The organism is Halopseudomonas oceani (assembly GCF_963677335.1).
GTDB lineage: Bacteria > Pseudomonadota > Gammaproteobacteria > Pseudomonadales > Pseudomonadaceae > Halopseudomonas > Halopseudomonas oceani.
This window is the reverse complement of the sequence record NZ_OY781932.1, coordinates 2,916,122-2,932,345: the sequence shown is the minus strand read 5'-3', so window position 1 is coordinate 2,932,345 and position 16,224 is coordinate 2,916,122. Positions and strand designations below refer to the sequence as shown.

General features: G+C 56.0%; 15 protein-coding genes and 2 pseudogenes. 16 read left to right on the top strand and 1 reads right to left on the bottom strand.

Annotated elements, in window-relative coordinates; genetic code table 11:
- Positions 1–42 precede the first annotated feature (42 nt).
- Complete coding sequence (locus tag ACKPCU_RS13735) at positions 43–906, top strand: alpha/beta hydrolase (RefSeq protein ID WP_321347513.1); 864 nt, start codon at positions 43–45, stop codon at positions 904–906.
- A 110-nt stretch (positions 907–1,016) separates the two neighbouring features.
- Complete coding sequence (locus ACKPCU_RS13730; RefSeq protein ID WP_321347511.1) at positions 1,017–1,844, top strand: DUF4892 domain-containing protein; 828 nt, start codon at positions 1,017–1,019, stop codon at positions 1,842–1,844.
- 6 nt (positions 1,845–1,850) lie between these two features.
- Here ACKPCU_RS13730 and ACKPCU_RS13725 read toward each other — a convergent pair whose 3' ends face one another.
- Positions 1,851–4,271 (bottom strand): penicillin acylase family protein, encoded by a 2,421-nt coding sequence (locus ACKPCU_RS13725; RefSeq protein WP_321347509.1) that lies wholly within the window; start codon positions 4,269–4,271, stop codon positions 1,851–1,853.
- Between the two features lie 99 nt (positions 4,272–4,370).
- Here ACKPCU_RS13725 and ACKPCU_RS13720 point away from each other — a divergent pair.
- The 14 genes and pseudogenes from ACKPCU_RS13720 to ACKPCU_RS13655 all read left to right on the top strand — a co-directional run.
- Positions 4,371–4,962: pseudogene (locus tag ACKPCU_RS13720) on the top strand (patatin-like phospholipase family protein); the annotation flags it as partial.
- 185 nt (positions 4,963–5,147) lie between these two features.
- Positions 5,148–5,366, top strand: a pseudogene (locus ACKPCU_RS13715) (patatin-like phospholipase family protein); the annotation flags it as partial.
- A gap of 79 nt (positions 5,367–5,445) precedes the next feature.
- A complete protein-coding gene (gene selD, locus ACKPCU_RS13710) occupies positions 5,446–6,483 on the top strand; it encodes a selenide, water dikinase SelD (RefSeq protein WP_321347506.1) in 1,038 nt (345 codons plus the stop codon).
- Positions 6,483–7,592 carry a tRNA 2-selenouridine(34) synthase MnmH gene (mnmH, locus tag ACKPCU_RS13705; RefSeq protein ID WP_321347504.1) on the top strand — a complete coding sequence of 370 codons (1,110 nt, stop codon included), beginning with the start codon at positions 6,483–6,485 and terminating at the stop codon, positions 7,590–7,592. Before selD ends, mnmH begins: the two co-directional genes overlap by 1 nt.
- Positions 7,593–7,698: 106 nt before the next feature.
- The gene (locus ACKPCU_RS13700) at positions 7,699–8,460 is read left to right on the top strand and encodes an SDR family oxidoreductase (RefSeq protein ID WP_321347501.1); all 762 of its coding nucleotides are present in this window, start codon (positions 7,699–7,701) and stop codon (positions 8,458–8,460) included.
- Between the two features lie 240 nt (positions 8,461–8,700).
- Positions 8,701–9,201: a hypothetical protein gene (locus ACKPCU_RS13695; protein WP_321347500.1), complete on the top strand. Its 501-nt coding sequence runs from the start codon at positions 8,701–8,703 to the stop codon at positions 9,199–9,201.
- A 668-nt stretch (positions 9,202–9,869) separates the two neighbouring features.
- Entirely contained in the window at positions 9,870–10,583 is a 714-nt protein-coding gene (locus ACKPCU_RS13690) for an NINE protein (RefSeq protein ID WP_321347498.1), read from the top strand.
- Between the two features lie 117 nt (positions 10,584–10,700).
- On the top strand, positions 10,701–11,036 hold the full coding sequence (locus ACKPCU_RS13685) for a carboxymuconolactone decarboxylase family protein (protein ID WP_321347494.1): 336 nt from the start codon (positions 10,701–10,703) through the stop codon (positions 11,034–11,036).
- A 95-nt stretch (positions 11,037–11,131) separates the two neighbouring features.
- Positions 11,132–11,620 (top strand): hypothetical protein, encoded by a 489-nt coding sequence (locus ACKPCU_RS13680; RefSeq protein WP_321347492.1) that lies wholly within the window; start codon positions 11,132–11,134, stop codon positions 11,618–11,620.
- A 146-nt stretch (positions 11,621–11,766) separates the two neighbouring features.
- Positions 11,767–12,396 (top strand): hypothetical protein, encoded by a 630-nt coding sequence (locus ACKPCU_RS13675; RefSeq protein ID WP_321347491.1) that lies wholly within the window; start codon positions 11,767–11,769, stop codon positions 12,394–12,396.
- Between the two features lie 275 nt (positions 12,397–12,671).
- Positions 12,672–13,673 carry a hypothetical protein gene (locus ACKPCU_RS13670; protein WP_321347487.1) on the top strand — a complete coding sequence of 334 codons (1,002 nt, stop codon included), beginning with the start codon at positions 12,672–12,674 and terminating at the stop codon, positions 13,671–13,673.
- A gap of 107 nt (positions 13,674–13,780) precedes the next feature.
- On the top strand, positions 13,781–13,927 hold the full coding sequence (locus tag ACKPCU_RS13665) for a hypothetical protein (protein ID WP_321347485.1): 147 nt from the start codon (positions 13,781–13,783) through the stop codon (positions 13,925–13,927).
- A 407-nt stretch (positions 13,928–14,334) separates the two neighbouring features.
- Positions 14,335–15,117, top strand: a complete 783-nt coding sequence (locus tag ACKPCU_RS13660; protein ID WP_321347483.1) for a response regulator — start codon at positions 14,335–14,337, stop codon at positions 15,115–15,117.
- Positions 15,114–16,172: a sensor histidine kinase gene (locus ACKPCU_RS13655; protein ID WP_321347481.1), complete on the top strand. Its 1,059-nt coding sequence runs from the start codon at positions 15,114–15,116 to the stop codon at positions 16,170–16,172. The genes ACKPCU_RS13660 and ACKPCU_RS13655 overlap by 4 nt, the downstream gene beginning before the upstream one ends.
- The last annotated feature ends 52 nt before the right edge of the window (positions 16,173–16,224 follow it).

Here is a 16,224-nt window from a genome sequence, read left to right as displayed (position 1 = left end):
AGATTGCCTGCTGCATTTTTCCGTTACGGTCTCGGAGGCCTCATGCCAATCAGTAGTCACGAAATCCGTTTTTCCCTGCCGCACATCGAAATCGCCGGCAAGGTCTGGGGTGAACCGGGTGGCTTGCCCGTTATCGGGCTGCACGGCTGGCTGGACAATGCGGCGACCTTTGATCGCATCGCGCCAGCGCTGGAGGGCGTGCATCTGGTGGCGCTGGATTTGCCCGGTCACGGCCTGTCCGGCCACATGCCGGCGACCGGTTACAGCCTCTGGCAGCAGGCAGCCACGGTATTGCAGGTGGCCGAAGATCTGGGTTGGGAGCGCTTTGCACTGCTCGGGCATTCGATGGGAGCAATCATCAGTGGGGTATTGGCCGGCAGCTTGCCGGAGCGAATTATTGGTGCAGCGATGATTGACGGGCTAATGCCATTTACCTCGGAGGCTGATGATGCGCCGCGACAGATGGCGCGCTTTTTCAATTCCACCTTGCAGCTTGGCAGTAAGCGCAAGCCAGTCTATGACAGTGTCGAGAAGGCTGTATCGGCGCGAGTCCTGGGTGGTACCACGCCAATTTCACGTGATGCTGCAGCGGCGTTGGTGGAGCGTGGCCTGATGCCGCACGATGGTGGCTGGACCTGGCGGACTGATCCCCAACTGATGCTGCCGTCACCCTTACGCTTTACTCAGCGGCATGCAACCTCATTTATCGAAAACATTAGTGCGCCGACCTGTGTCGTGCTGGCCAATCAGGGTGTGATGCACAAGCATCCCGAGGTGCTGGCGCGGATAGACGCCTTTGAGCACTTGCAGCGGCACCGGGTGGAAGGTGGTCACCATCTGCACTTGGAGGAGTCGGCAGGTGACGTTGCGGCCATTCTGAAAGACTTCTATACAAGCTTGAGCTGACCGAGAGGTCGCCACGCGCTATTCTCTGGGCAGGTTCATTGCGCTGCCGATGCCTCGGTAGCCAATTCTGTGCGCGCTGACTGTTGCTCGGCGCGCTACTAGGGAGACGCATGGGTTTATCGGTTCGTACTCTGCCGCTGCTGTTAGGTGGCTTCATGCTCGCGGGCGGCACTACCGTTCATGCAGCGCAGGCGCTGGACCAACTGGTGGTCAGCGCTTTTCCCCACTCTCAGGTTACTAGTGAAGAGCTGTCGGCCCAGGTCGACCATCCGGTAGTCATCGGTAGCGTTCGTCGTATCAACAATCAGCTGCGCGCCGAGCGCGAGATCCGGGTAAACGGTGAACTGGCACAGGTGACTTGGGAGATCATCGACGGTTATACGCCCGAAGATGCGTTCCGCCATGTGCTGGCGCAACTGATCGAACAGCCGCATACGCTGCTGTATGCCTGTGATGGCCGTGAATGTGGCAGCAGCAGTCTGTGGGCTAATCAGGTGCTGCACAATGCGCAGCTGTATGGGCCGGAGGAGGGTCAGCGCTATATTGCTTTGCGACTTGACGGCGAGCCCCAGCGCTTTGTCTCACTCTACTCGATTACCCGTGGCAACCGTCGCAGTTATCTGAATATCGAGCAGACCACGCCCGCCGAAACGGTCGAGCAGGCGCTCTATCCTACGCCGTCGACGCTGCTCAAGGTGCTGCGTAGTGAAGAGAAGCTGGCCTTGCCGGCACTCGGTGACGATCCTGCACTCCTCGACAGCTGGAGCCGATTGCTGGTACGCATGATGCGGTTGGACTCGTTGCTGCGGGTGCAGCTTGATGGAGCAGATGCTCCATTGCTGGTAGGGGCACTGAAGGAGGCCGGCGTTGCTGCCCAGCGGCTGACGCTGGGCAGCCCAGAGCCGGCTTCGGGCGTCATTATCCGGCGGATTCGCTGATCGGGTTTAGCGCCGCCTGCTGTCCGGCTGCAGCTCCAGCCGGTCTGGCAGCGCCTGGATCGAGAGCCAGTCAAACAGCTGCGTGCGGTAGCGGCCCTCATTGAACATTTCTGCCTGGTCGTACGCATGGCCGTCCAGCGGGTTGCCGGACTGTCCCAGTGGGTTGATGCCGAGCGTTGCGTTCAGGTCAGACAGATCTATCAGTCTGCGGGTAGAGGGGCCGGCCTTGATCTTGTATCTCACTTCCCCTCGATCAAACACCATGTTGTTCAGCGTCTCGTTACCGCCGCTGACGGCGACTGGCTTGCTGTTCAGATACTCGCCAAAAGGGACGCGTTCAGCCAGCGCGTGAGCATGCTGCAGGCTCGTCAGGCGTGACCACTGCCATTGCTCCGGGTCGTCACCCAGGTCGGCGACCAGCCCGGCAATCGCATTCTGCCAAGCGTGTTGAATTGCTGAATGGCGACCGTCCAGACTCGGCTGCTGACGGTTGTCCCACCAGGGAGAGGTCGGTTTCCAGTAAAGACTGGCGAGGGTCTTTTCGGCCATAAAGGTGTTGCGGAAAAAACTGTAGCGCGGGCCCAGTTCGTCGGCAAAAAGGGCTTCTGACAGCGCGTCCTGCCAGCGCTGGAAGATGCTTGCAGCAGAACTGTTCTGATCGTAGCGCCCGTCCCAGCTCGCAAGCAGGCCAGCGGCCCTGGCGGCAGGCTCGCGCAGCTCATCCGGCAACTGCTCAAGGTCAAATAACGGCAATGCGTCGGCAATCATGCTGAGCGCGACTGGACGCTGGTCGTCAAGCTGGAACGCTTTGAAATCGGACAGATCAAATTGCTCCTTGCTCGCCAGCAGCTGTTCCAGCCGCAGAGCGCGGTCGGTTGGTGCGTAGTAGCCTGGCAGCTTGCGCCGCGGGTTGCGCTCCGGGTAGGGGTTGTTGGTGGAGAACAGGATCCCTTCGCGCGGATTGATCATGCGAGGGTTGCTCTCGAATGGCTGATAGCCGAGGAAGTCGTCGCGCCCTGAGCTGCCGTTGAGCAGTGAAAAAACGTTGCTGCTTTGCGGCCAGCGCTTGAGCTTGCCGATCGCCCACATGGCAATATTGTTGTCGGCGTCAGCGTACAGGAGGTTGAGGCCGGGGGCACCGTGCAGCGCTGCAGCGGCTTCAAACTCGGCCATACTGGTGGCGCGGGTGAAGCCGTAAAACGCTTGCGTGGAGTCGCTGTCGGGGTCGAGGAAACTCCAGAACAGGCTGACCGGTTGGCGTTCCATACTACCCGGCAGATCATTGATGATCGGTCCGTGGCGACTGCTGCGAGTGCGGATCAGGCGGTCTTCCTGGCCGCGAATCTTGATGACCTCCTCGTGCACCTGCAGCGGTTCCCAATGATCGACTGCCCAGACCTGTTCCGGATCATCCGGGTTGGTGCGCTCGCGGTAAAAGTCGACATCGTCGTTCATCAGCATGGTCAAGCCCCAAGCATGATGCCGGGTCTGGCCGAGCAGCGGGAAGGGGATGCCCGCCAGGAAATGGCCATAGACCTCGCTATCCGGAGTGCGGATATGGGCTTCGTACCAGACTGCTGGAGCGGCAAAACCGATGTGAGGGTCGTTGGCCAACAGCGGTGCACCGCTGGCGCTGTGGTCCGCATTGACGACCCACGCGTTGCTGCCAAGGAATTGGCCGGTGGGGATATTTTTCTCCACCTGGCCTATTTGCTCAAGCATCGGTGTCAGCAGCTCAATGTAAGGCTGGCCGGAGGAACGCAGCGGCGGCAGCTGATCTGGCCAGCTTGGCACCAGATCCCGGTAATGCCGCTCGCTCAGGGTGCCTCGGATGCTGTCGACTAGAGCATCCGTCTTGAAGGCTTCGGCAAAGGAATAGGCCATGTAGCCCATGGCGTTGGCAATGTCTTCGCTGGTGAAGTAATCCGGCCGGGTCATCAGTAGCCGGTACTCCAGCGGCATGCCACCGTGATCAATGTACTGGTTGATACCGTCCTGATACGCGTGCATCAGCTTTACATGAGGGCTGTCCGGTTGTGCCTCCAGCCGCTCGGCGTAGGCCCGGGCGTAGCGGCTGATGCCGAGAGTACGGAAAAAACGGTCGGTTGCGAAAGACTCGGCGCCAAACAGCTCCGAAAGTCTGCCGCCACCAATGCGGCGTAACAGGTCCATCTGAAACAGACGATCCTGGGCATGCACATAGCCCAGTGCGCGGTAGGCGTCTTCCTCGTTGCTCGCATCGATATGAGGGACGCCCCAGCCGTCGTAATACACCTCGACAGGTGCCTTAAGGCCCTCTAGCTTCAGTTCTCCTTCACGCCGCGCCTGTGCAGAATGGACTATCCACAGCACGGTCAGTGCGGCTATGGTCAACAGCAAGACAAAACAAAGCAGCAGTTTGAGGGAGCGGTTGATGCGAGCGTTCACGATGAGCCTTGTGCAGCAAAAAAAGGTTTCGGCATCATGAGCACGCCGGTGGGCTGCGTCAATCCGGTTCACCCTGGTTTGTGAAGGAGCAACAGCAAGATGGCACAGAGAGTCGCCCTGGTTTTGGGCAGTGGAGGTGCGCGGGGGTACGCGCATATTGGCGTGATCGAAGAGATCGAACGCCGGGGTTATGAAATTGCCTGTATCGCAGGCTGCTCCATGGGGGCAGTGGTTGGGGGGATTCACGCAGCTGGCCGGTTGGCCGATTACCGCGACTGGGTTTCCGGGCTGGATTATCTGGATGTCATTCGACTGCTGGACATTGGTTTTGGCAATCTTGGTGCCATTCGCGGCGAGCGGGTGTTCGGGCGAATCCGTGAAATGCTGGGCGAGATGGAAATCGAAGACCTGAATATCCCGTTCACGGCCGTTGCCACTGACCTGACCAACCAGCAGGAAGTCTGGTTCCAAAGTGGTTGCCTGCATCAGGCCATGCGCGCGTCGGCGGCAATTCCCAGTCTGTTCTCGCCGGTCAAGCAGGGGCACCGGGTGCTGGTGGATGGCGGCCTGCTCAATCCCTTGCCGATTGTGCCGGTTGTCTCTGCTCACTGTGATCTGATCATGGCGGTAAACCTTAACTCGACCGAAAGCACGCACTACCAGATGCCGGTGATCGAACGGCCGGCACCGATCCGTCAGCAATGGGATCAGTGGTTGGCGGCGATCAAGCCGTCCTGGCTGGGCCGTCGAGTGGATGAGGCTGACGGCGAACAGGATGATCTGGCGCTGATTGCGGCGGAGGCCGACGCCTCGATGGAGGTGATGCGTTCGCGTGATGAGGATCTGCATGCGCCGGTTGAGGTGGAGCCCCCACCCGGGCCGGCCAGCATGCTGGAGTTGGTCAACCTGTCGTTTGAGGCCATGCAGTCTTCGCTGACCCAGTACAAGATTGCCGGCTACCCGCCGGACGTTATCTTCAATGTGCCCAAGCGGCTATGCCGGTTCTTTGAGTTTTACCGTGCGCCGGAGCTGATCGAACTGGGGCGCATGGTGGCCAGCGACACGCTGGACCGTTTTGAGCGTCGCAATCACTAGGGCGCTGAAAATAGGCGTCGGGCCGCGTCACTGCTAGAATTCGCCGATTGATTTTGATGTCCAGTCGGTGGAGAGCAGCATGACCCAGAACATTCGTTTGACCGAGTACAGCCACGGCGCGGGTTGTGGCTGCAAAATTTCGCCCAAAGTGCTGGATGAGATGCTCTCGGTCGGGCAGCCCGGCCCTGCCTTCGAGGGCCTTTGGGTCGGCAACGACAGTCGCGACGATGCCGCCGTGTTTGGCCTGGATGACCAGCAGGGCATCGTCAGCACTACCGACTTTTTCATGCCGATTGTTGATGATCCCTTCGATTTTGGTCGTATCGCGGCCACCAATGCCATCAGCGATATTTACGCCATGGGCGGCACCCCCATGATGGCCATTGCGATTCTGGGCTGGCCGGTCAACCTGTTGCCGGCTGCGGTTGCTGGCCAAGTGCTGGCTGGTGCGCGCCAGGTATGCGCCGAGGCGGGTATGCCGCTGGCAGGTGGTCACTCCATCGATGCCCCCGAGCCGATCTTTGGTCTTGCCGTCACCGGTCGGGTGTTACGTAGCCAGCTCAAACGCAACGATCAGGCCAGGGCAGGGGCGCGACTGTTCCTGACCAAGCCGCTGGGTATTGGCATTCTCACCACCGCTGAGAAGCAGAAAAAACTGCGTCCCGAAGACGCGGGCGTAGCCCGTGACCTGATGTGCCGGCTGAACAGTCCGGGCCAGCGTTTTGCCTTGCTTGAAGGTGTGCAGGCCATGACCGACGTTACCGGTTTCGGCTTGCTTGGCCACCTGACCGAAATGGCCGAAGGGGCAAACCTCAAGGCGCGACTGCAGTTTGCGGCTGTACCCAGACTGCCGGCGGTCGACTACTACCTTGAGCAGGGCTGCGTGCCGGGCGGGACACTGCGCAACTTCGACAGCTATGGTCACAAAATCGGCGCGCTCAGCGAGCCCCAGAAGCAACTGCTCTGCGACCCGCAAACCAGCGGGGGACTGCTGGTGGCCGTTGCGCCGGAGGGTGAAGCCGAGTTTCTCACGCTGGCGGCCGAACTCGGGCTGGAGCTGGGCTGCATCGGCGAGCTGGTCGACTACGATCAGGGTCCGCGTGTCGAGGTGTTCTGATGCGTGACAATACCGATGACTTTCGCTCGCTGTTTCTCAATGATGTGCCGTTGATCGATGTGCGCGCCCCGGTCGAATACAGCAAAGGGGCCTTCCCTCAGTCGGTCAACCTGCCGCTCATGCAGGATGTGGAGCGGCAGAAGGTTGGCACCATGTACAAGCAGCAGGGGCAGGAAGCGGCCATTGCGCTGGGCCACAGTCTGGTCGGCGGTAAAGTCAAGGCGGAGCGGGTTGATGCCTGGCTGGAACACGTCAAGGCGCACCCAGAGGGCTACCTCTATTGCTTCCGCGGTGGCCTCCGCTCACAGCTGGTGCAGCAGTGGTTGGCCGAGGTGGGCGTGCAGTACCCGCGGGTCGTTGGCGGCTACAAGGCCATGCGGCGCTTTCTGATCGACACCCTGGACGCTGCCGCACTGGAGTGCTCGCCGATACTGGTGGCGGGCATGACGGGCACCGGCAAAACTGAAGTGATCACCGCGCTGGAAAACAGTCTGGACCTGGAAGGCCGTGCCAACCATCGTGGCTCCAGCTTTGGCCGGCACGCCACGCCGCAGCCAGCGCAGATCGACTTTGAAAATCGGCTGGCGATTGACGCACTCAAGCTGCGTGCCGCCGGCGTAACACAGATTGTGCTGGAAGACGAAGGCCGCATCGTCGGCAGTTGCTCGTTACCGCTGACGCTTTACCGGCAGATGCAGGAAGCGCCGCTGGTCTGGCTTGAGGATAGCTTCGAGAATCGCGTTACCCGCATTCTTGGCGATTACGTTGTCGACATGCTGGCCGAGTACAGCGCCCAGAACCCGGACGACGCGGAGGCGGCTTTTTCTGCATTTGAAACCTACTTGCTGGGCAGCTTGCAGCGTATTTACAAACGGCTCGGCGGTGATCGTTATAGCGAGCTGAACGCCCTGATGGAAACCGCACTCGGCGAACAGAAGCGCACAGGTGACGTGCACGCCCATCGCGGCTGGATCGAAGGTCTGCTGACCCATTATTACGATCCGATGTACATCTATCAGCGCGAGAACAAGCGCGCACGTGTGGTGTTCAGCGGCGAACAGGCGGCGATCATCGGCTGGCTGCGTGACCAGCATCAGCGCCAGGCATGATGTGTGAACAACAGACCTGACTTTGGTCGAGCCATGACTCAATGCGTTGCTAATATCCCGATCGTCCGGGCGCCGCAGGCGCTCTTGTAGAGTCAGGAGTTAACGTATGAGCATGGGATTTTCCGGCAAAGTGGTACTTGTCACTGGTGCTGCTGCCGGTATCGGCAAGGCTACCGCTATCGCCTTCGCCGCCGCAGGCGCGCGGGTTATCGTCTCCGATATCGATGCCAAGCAAGGTGAAGCGACTGCGCAAGGCATTCGCGACGCCGGCGGCGATGCGCGCTTCGCCGCTTGCAATGTCGCTGATGCTGAGCAGGTCAAAGCGTTGATTGCCAGTATTGAAGCCAATTACGGCCGGCTCGACTGTGCGTTCAATAATGCCGGTATCGAGATTGAGCAGGGCAAACTGGCCGATGGCGATGAGGACGTTTTTGATCGCATCATGGACGTCAACGTCAAGGGCGTCTGGCAGTGCATGCGCTTCCAGATTCCGCTGATGCTGAAGAACGGTGGTGGCTCCATCGTCAACACCGCCTCTGTCGCCGCCCTGGGCGCCGCACCTAAGATGAGCATCTACGCTGCCAGCAAGCACGCAGTGCTGGGGCTGACCCGCTCTGTGGCTGTTGAATACGCCAAGCAGGGTATTCGTGTCAACGCGGTCTGCCCCGCGGTAATTGACACCGACATGTTCCGCCGCGCCGCTGCCATTGAACCGCGCAAGGCTGAGTTTGCTGCTGCCATGCACCCGGTTGGTCGCATTGGCCGCGCCGAGGAAATCGCGGCTGCCGTGATGTATCTCTGCGGCGAAAATTCCGGCTTTACCACCGGTATTGCGCTGCCGGTGGATGGCGGTAGTACCTGCATCTGACAGACTTGCCCGGCAACTCGACGGCGACCCTTTTGCGGTCGCCGTGTTGGTATGGGCGCGCCAAATGCGGCTCCGCCAGTTGGACACGCCGAAGCTTTCAGGCGATTATCCGAGCAGCGCTGCACTTCCATGCAACAGGAGCAATCGCGCGCCGACATCGGGGCGCGAGAGGGCTGATCTGGCGTGGCAATGGACGCAGGAAAGGGCGTAACAGTTGCTGATGGCCATAGGAAGGAAGTCATGAGTCAGGAGCTTATCCCAGCCAGTTTGCCGCCGAGCACTGTGCTCACCGATGCGGAGAAACAAGCATTTGCCAGCAGGCGCAAGTCGCTGGTTTCTGAGTTGCGGTGCTTGTCCGGCATGCCTGAAGTTGTATTCAGCCTCAATCAGGACACCGTCTACAAACTGGCGATGACCCCGGAAGGCGCGCAGCTGTACCGCGATGCACAGGGCAACATTAAAGGCGTGTTTTACAAGGACGGTAAGATCGTCGAGCACGCCAAGTTTCAGGAAGTCGGCCCGTCGATGATGAAAGCAGCCAAGGCGGTCGGCGCGCAGGTGCTGCTGGTCAGCATCGCGATGCAACTTAATCGTATCGAAGAGCAAGTCTCGAAAGTCTTCAAAGAGTTTCACGGTGATCGTCTGGCGGAAATTGAAGCGGGCAAGTCGCTATTTAGTCAGGTTTGCGGCATGCAGGATCCAGTCAAGCGCGAGGGGCTTGCGTTGCATGCCATCGTGTAGCTGACCCGAGGGTTTGAAAAGACGGTCAGCGCGCTAGCCCGTCAGACTGCCGAACTCCCGGATCAGAAACTTTCCTTTTTCGACAACTGGGTCGGCAACACATCCTGCGGGCGAAGAGAAGCACCAGATTGCGATGGAGTCCTTCTCGGCATTTCTGAATGCCTTGCAGATCATGGCACGTTGTCATCTGTTCCTCGATGAGCGTGAGGTGGCTCTGCAGCTGGTTGACACAGGGCTCGGCAAAATCGAGAAGGCAGGGGTGGAGTTAGCGGCCGTTCGCGCGCGTCTGGCACCCAAGGTAAACAGTAGTTTCCCGGAGCAAAGTTGGAATCAGTATTATCGAATACCGCAAAACCTTTACCTCGTCGCACATCGCGGACCTTATCAACCCGCAGCACGATATGGTCGAGCTAGAAATCAGTCCTGCCGAAATCATGGGGAGCATGCATGCGTAACTGCGCAAAATGTGAAAGAGAATTGGAGGCTGGCAAAGCGGAGTATTGCCCGGCCTGTACCTCCACAAAATCAAAAAATCCTTGAGGTAGCAGGGCCGATAGCGTTAGCTGCAGCGGGCATCGCATTCAAGCTGTTGCGCAGGAAGTAGATGCGGCGCTGGCAGCGACGCCAGATGGAATCGACGGAAAAATACAACAAGACAGGGAGCGAGAATGGCTAAGTATTGTTCTGAGTGCGGTGCGGAGATTGTTGGCGAGGCACCTCAATGCCGAAACTGTGGTGCTGTTCGTAGTGACTTTGTTTACAAGAGTCGGGTTGCTGCTGCGGCGCTGGCCTTTTTCACCGGCCTATTCGGTATGCATCGGTTCTACCTCGGCCAGTGGTGGGGCGTTCTCTATCTGCTGTTTTTCTGGACTTATATCCCGGCTTTGGTGGCGTTTGTTGAGGGGATTGTAATTCTGTCCACCTCTCAGAAAGACTGGAATGACAAATACAACAAGGGCCTCTCGCTCGGTATTGAAAAGGGCGGTGTCGTCATCGTCGTTCCGCTCATCTTCTTGACCATCTTCAGCATTGGCACGCTTGCGGCTATCGCTTTGCCCGCCTATCAGGACTACACCCGTCGCTCGCAAATTCTTGAGTCGCATCAACTGGCAGAGCAGCTCAAACCCCTGGTGGAAGACTACTTGCAGCAGCACCAGGAGTGGCCGGAGAGGTACAGTCAGCTCGCTGCGGGTGACATTGTGATCCCTGAAATGGTGGAATCTGTACAGATTAATACCGGCGCCATTATTGTTTGGCCAGCTTCCAGCATTGGCGTAGACGGTTACATGATGTATTCGCCCCTGCGCTATGGCGAGGGGGTCAAGTGGCGCTGCACCGAGTCGACCGTGGAACCAAAGTACCTTCCCGGGGCCTGCCGCTAGGGGCGTCTCTGTTGCTGTCGTGCCCGCTGATGCGCGGCCGATGGCAGCCAGTGATTAACCGGGCACAGTGTTTGCTCACCCGAACAATATTCTTACAACAACAAGAGAACCTGCTAGATGAGCGATTACCAGTCCCGCAGCGATAAAGCCTACGCCAAGCAATTGATGCAGGCCGCCAACAAGGAAGCCACCGCCTTCCTCAATTTCAAGGCAACCGCCGAGCGCAAAGACGGCGCGATTCCAGAGAAATACCGCGAGCTGATGTCCATCGCCGTAGCGCTGTCGACGCAATGTTCCTATTGCATTGATGCCCACGTCGAGAACGCGGTCAAGGCGGGTGCCACAAAGGAAGAGCTGGCTGAAACAGTTTTTATCGCCTCTGCGCTGCGCGCCGGTGCTGCGGTGGGGCATGGGTTGCTGGCGATGAAGTTGTTTGAGGAACATTCGGGCTGAGCCTGAACCGCGTAGCCACACTGAATCAAAGCATCAGCTGAGAAGCAGTGGCTTGATGCCGCATGTCGTGCAAATTTGTCTATAAGGATGGACCCATGAAAACGGTTGCAGCATTACTCATAGTTACCGCGGCTCTTGCTGGCTGCGCATCGACAATGCTTGGTAGTTCGCCGGGCCAGTTTGTGATGTCTGGCCCCGTTAATGCCATTGCTCCTGAGCTGTCAATGCGCTGGCAGTACGGTCTTAAGCTTAACGAAGATCCGGAAACCCTCTCGCAGATCACTTTTTCCTGCGGGACGATTCCCGGCTCCAGCTTTAGCGTTAAAGGCTCTGATCTGGAGCGCAGAAACGACGGAGCGTGGTATGTAGATGGTCCGGTACTGCGCGTGTCCAAGGAGAGCACACCTTGGCTGTATGAGCGAGCAACTACGAGTGCGCAATGTACGGCATCGCTTATCCGTGTCGGACAGCCCGCGTCGAAGGTAACCGCGCAAGTTAACTTTGCCGCCGATACCAAACTCGCAACGTTATTGCAGTTGCATATGGCGCATGACTTCAACAGCAGAGCCCGGGCGAAAGACTGATCGGCAACTCAGGGGTGTGTTCTGGAACGTAGCGCCTGCCTCGGAAATCGCACAACTATCTGGCACCGACAAGGTGACACCGTTGTTCAGTTGCTCAGCCTGGGTGGCAGCCCCGTGAAGATGTAATGCAAAGGAGAGTGCAGGTTATGCGTATATTTTTTGCTGTTATGTGTGTGATTGTTCTGCAGGGGCTTGCTTATGCGCAGCCTGCTACCGACGAGTACGACTATTTTATGTCGGAAGAGCTGCACTTGCTGTCCTCAGCAGACGGTGCTGAGCTGATGTCACAAGTAAATATGGGCGTGAATTCGGCAGCGAAGATTCAGGCATTGCTGCCTGCGCAGCAGCTCGCAGAGTACCGTCGCATTTTCAATAGCGGTGTTGCGATGGCAGGTTTTCCGATGACCGAGACCCAGCAGCTCACTTTGAACGCGAGCATAAACGAGGCGTTGGCTGGGTCTACTCGAGTGTCGCTTGCCGAGTTGTCAGATGCTCAGACGGTGATGTATTCCGCGATCAGTGTAAACAAGCTCGATGAAGCGTCTGCCGTTATGGAAGTGCTGGTAGGCGTCGCTGATTGGCCGGCAGTTCGGGCGCGAAAAGAAGAGGGCCCGGTTGCTGCGTTGGCAAAGTCTACGGTCTGGGTCAGTGTTTTTCGGAAAAAACTGGTTTGGGATGAGGTGTCCCTTGAAGGGCAGTTGTCATACCCGAAGATCGAAGCGGACGTACTGGCGGCTTATCGAAGCCAAATTGATAAGGTGCTGCTGGCGTTCTGAATGCCAGCTTGGTTGGTGCTGCAGCTTCCTGTTTCGTACGGTGCTCATGCAGTCGCTAGTACGCATTTTTTCGCTGTGAGATCGTGTGCGTTTACTACTCGCGTTACCGATAGATAACGTTGTCGTTAAGCGGCGCGCGCGGCTCTCCGCCGTGTGGATTAAACCAAGTTGAGCATCGGGATAGGTCAGCTCACTGCAACATCGTTCAGCTCTTGAACGCCGATTGAGGGCAGCGCTCCGTCGCAAGATAAGTGAGCCAGAGAATTGAGGACGCCATGTACACAGATGAAGATTTGTACGCAGCAGTAAAGGACGGTGTGCTGGATGAAGCGGCAGTTGAGCGTTTCCGCAGGTTTGTGTCAGGCCGCGCCCATACCCGCCTGGTGGATGAAGAGAACTTCCGGCTGATATCCGGCTTTAACGACATCTTCGTCAGCATTGCGGCATTCATCCTGCTGGCGTCGGCGGGTTGGGTGTTTGGCCTGCAGTCGCCTGCATTGGGCTTCTGTGTGGTTGCGCTGCTGTCGTGGGGCTTGTCGGTATTCTTCGTCAAACGCCGCAAGCTCGCGTTGCCCGCGGTGTTGCTGTTGGCATCCTTTGTACTCAGTACGGTTGCGTTCCTGGTCTTCGCGCAGGTTGCTGCGGGAATAGAAAAGGACACCGCGATCATGGTTGCTACCGCCATCGGCGCGATTGCGGCGTGGGCGCATTGGCAGCAGTTTCATGTGCCGATCACCGTCGCTGCCGGTGTCGCCAGCCTGCTTGCGTTCCTGCTGGCGCTACTGATGCAGATTGAAGGCTTGCGCGAGTTCACCAACTACTTCCTCTGCTGCGCAGGGCTGGCCACCTTCCTGCTGGCGATGCGCTGGGACGCGCAGGACGTTGATAGAACCACCAGAAAGTCAGATGTTGCCTTCTGGTTGCATCTGCTGGCTGCCCCGTTGATCGTGCACCCGGTCTTTTCCGCGCTAGGGCTGTTCGACGGCAATGGCGGCTTGTTCAGCATCGCTGCAGTCATCTCCCTGTATCTGCTGCTGGCTGTGGTCTCCATCACCGTGGATCGCCGCGCGCTGATGGTGTCGTCACTGATCTACGTGGTGTACGCCTTCCGCGAACTGCTCGAGACCTATGGCTCGCTTAGCTCCAGCCTAGCAATATCAGGGCTGTTTATTGGCTCCATGCTGTTGTTGCTTTCAGCGTTTTGGCATCGCAGCAGAGAGGTACTGCTGCACGTGTTGCCGCAGGCGCTGGGCAGATACGTACCGCCAACGAGCTGAGCATCTAGCCTGACTGCTCCCAGCTATAGTGCGTGATTTACTGACGTTGGGTGTATTCAGCTACGCCAACTGGCTGGCCGGCCTGATTGGCGCAGACAGCAGGGCAGATGACCGCACTGGCCGCCGCCGGCACAACCGACCTGGCTTTGGCGGAGGTGGTAGTGGCGTTTATTGTGATCAGCGTCGTTGTCACCTCGCTGCTGGCAGTGGGTTTGGCAATCTGCAGCTTGCGGGCAGAGCGGCGTACCAACTGAGCTTCACCTGTGTAACCCCACTAGGAATAAATGCTTTACCCGTCAGGGAGCCAGCGCTATTTTCTTTATATGGCAAGCAGCCATGTCACAAGAGCCCAAGGATGGTGCCAAACTTCACTTCCTGTCTGTTCATCTATCCGCAACCTCAGTCGAGGCGGCGCGTCCGCACCTGCGCGCCCGACATTGGCGGGTAGGGGAGTGATTGAAACGTGAATATGAAGCGGTCAAGCGAATACGGATTTGGTAGGGTTGTCGCGCGCAATTTTTTGTTTGTAAAGGCTTTTGATTTTTAATGGGGCGGCGGGAGGTGTTGTTATGAGGAAGTCACTCATATGCAGTTATGAAGCTGTCGGTCTGATTAGCTGTTATACGGCGTACAATTAATATTGGGGTTTTAAATACTAATAATGGCTGAATTTATAAATATTTGGAGTAATTCTGGCTGGCTAGCTAATCTTGTCACGATCGTCCTGGGTGTAATTACTGTTTTTGGTGGGGGGTACTCAATTTATAGGAGGTTTAAGAGCTATCTTGAAAGTGAAAATGACTATAGTAGTGTTGTGAATTACGTTCGATCAAATTATGAATATGATTCGATAGCTATATTAAAAAAGAGAAAGGTCGCTATTATAGATGACCAGCCGGAGAACTACCCGGTCGATTATCTAAGAAGGAGTGGGTTTAATATTTCTGTATATGAAGAAGTGAGTTTGTCTAACTATTATTTTATAGATTCCTATGATCTGGTGTTTTTGGATATTACTAATGTCGTCAAAGAAGATCCGAAGCGTGGTGGGTTTGAGCTAATTAAACGGATCCGATCTGAGATGAATGGGATTGTAATAATTGGCGTTTCGTCCAAGAGATTCGACCCAACTCTAACTGAGTTCTTTAGACTAGCAGATGAGACAGCTAAAACCCCAATTTCTGAAAAAGATTGTGAGGAACTGCTTCTGGGTGCCTTAGAGAAGTATTATTCTCCTATCCATATTTCTGGAAAAATTGATGAGCTACTTAATGACAGCATGCTTTCGCAAAAGCACCATAAAAAAGCTCTTAAATTAATCGAAAGGTACATTAACTTGTCAGTGAGTGATGACTATTTTTATGGCGCTTTGTCGGGGCTCAATAAGAATCTTGATGTTTATAAGCTCCATAAAAAATGCCAATCGCTCAAGGATGTTTTATGACTGATGTGGTTTTTTTGATTCTTAACTCTAATCTTTTTTCCACTCCTTGGTCGATATATCTGGATGGCGAGCTTGTTCGTGGAAAAAAATTCTCACTTCCTAAGATATGTAATGACTGTTCAGAATTAGAGTGCCTTAAAGAAGAGGCTAAGGCAATTTGTAGCAAAGGAATGGAGTCAAAAAAAGACTTTGTTGGCGGTCGCCATCTAGTCATACCTGGGGTAAAGTCTGACAGTAAAAATAGAAAGGAAAAGACTCAATCAATAACTGATCAGTCATACAGGCAGTGGGTTAATGAGGTCAAAAGCCTAGTTGCTAATCTCGATCAAGAGGCTTTAAATATTAAATCAGAAACACTGCATTACTTTCATGATCCCGTGAAGTGGGCGGAGCAAATAAAAATAAATTCAGAAAAAATGATCGACTCTCGCAGTGGAGCGAATTTCCGGGAAAAATTTTCTTCAGCAAGCAATGAAGTAAAATCTGTTTATCAATCGGCAAAGCTGTTGGTAGATTCTATTCAAATGATTGACATATTCTTTAACCCTGAAAGCGCCACCTATGGCAGTACGGTTAAGACAAATATATATCGACTTTTTGATAAAGTGCAGGCAATATTGTTTCATTCAGAAGGTAAAAAGTACAACAAGCGGTTTAAGATGGTTGGAACCTCATACAAGGAAATACATCTTTATGAGTCGTTTCCGATTATTGCACTTTCCTTAACGCACAATGCTTTGAAGTACTCGAAAACTAGGGAAATAGAAATATTTATAGAGGACTCAGCGAGTAATGTGGATGTAGAAGTTATTTCGGTTGGGCCGGGGATTTCTGAGATTGAAAAACCTAGAATATTTGAAAAGGGATATCGTGGGAAAGCAGCTAATGTTATACATCATGATGGTTCCGGTATAGGGCTTTATGTAGCCCAGCACATTGCAGGTATACATGGGTTTAAAATAAATGTAGATAGTGAGGATTTGGGGTATTCAGATGGGGGGATTGCCATGGCAAAGAATACTTTCTCGTTCAAGGTTCCTGCACGAGGCGTATAACAATCGGCTGCACAGCGACCGATTTTCCACCGCTTCGCGGCTCCAAACCGGC

What these genes read in the sequence shown, in the direction of transcription:
- ACKPCU_RS13735 (WP_321347513.1), top strand. Translation starts at nt 43, where the DNA reads ATGCCAATCAGTAGTCACGAAATCCGTTTTTCCCTGCCGCACATCGAA.
- ACKPCU_RS13730 (WP_321347511.1), top strand. Translation starts at nt 1,017, where the DNA reads ATGGGTTTATCGGTTCGTACTCTGCCGCTGCTGTTAGGTGGCTTCATG.
- selD (WP_321347506.1), top strand. Translation starts at nt 5,446, where the DNA reads ATGACCCAGAACATTCGTTTGACCGAGTACAGCCACGGCGCGGGTTGT.
- mnmH (WP_321347504.1), top strand. Translation starts at nt 6,483, where the DNA reads ATGCGTGACAATACCGATGACTTTCGCTCGCTGTTTCTCAATGATGTG.
- ACKPCU_RS13700 (WP_321347501.1), top strand. Translation starts at nt 7,699, where the DNA reads ATGAGCATGGGATTTTCCGGCAAAGTGGTACTTGTCACTGGTGCTGCT.
- ACKPCU_RS13695 (WP_321347500.1), top strand. Translation starts at nt 8,701, where the DNA reads ATGAGTCAGGAGCTTATCCCAGCCAGTTTGCCGCCGAGCACTGTGCTC.
- ACKPCU_RS13690 (WP_321347498.1), top strand. Translation starts at nt 9,870, where the DNA reads ATGGCTAAGTATTGTTCTGAGTGCGGTGCGGAGATTGTTGGCGAGGCA.
- ACKPCU_RS13685 (WP_321347494.1), top strand. Translation starts at nt 10,701, where the DNA reads ATGAGCGATTACCAGTCCCGCAGCGATAAAGCCTACGCCAAGCAATTG.
- ACKPCU_RS13680 (WP_321347492.1), top strand. Translation starts at nt 11,132, where the DNA reads ATGAAAACGGTTGCAGCATTACTCATAGTTACCGCGGCTCTTGCTGGC.
- ACKPCU_RS13675 (WP_321347491.1), top strand. Translation starts at nt 11,767, where the DNA reads ATGCGTATATTTTTTGCTGTTATGTGTGTGATTGTTCTGCAGGGGCTT.
- ACKPCU_RS13670 (WP_321347487.1), top strand. Translation starts at nt 12,672, where the DNA reads ATGTACACAGATGAAGATTTGTACGCAGCAGTAAAGGACGGTGTGCTG.
- ACKPCU_RS13665 (WP_321347485.1), top strand. Translation starts at nt 13,781, where the DNA reads ATGACCGCACTGGCCGCCGCCGGCACAACCGACCTGGCTTTGGCGGAG.
- ACKPCU_RS13660 (WP_321347483.1), top strand. Translation starts at nt 14,335, where the DNA reads ATGGCTGAATTTATAAATATTTGGAGTAATTCTGGCTGGCTAGCTAAT.
- ACKPCU_RS13655 (WP_321347481.1), top strand. Translation starts at nt 15,114, where the DNA reads ATGACTGATGTGGTTTTTTTGATTCTTAACTCTAATCTTTTTTCCACT.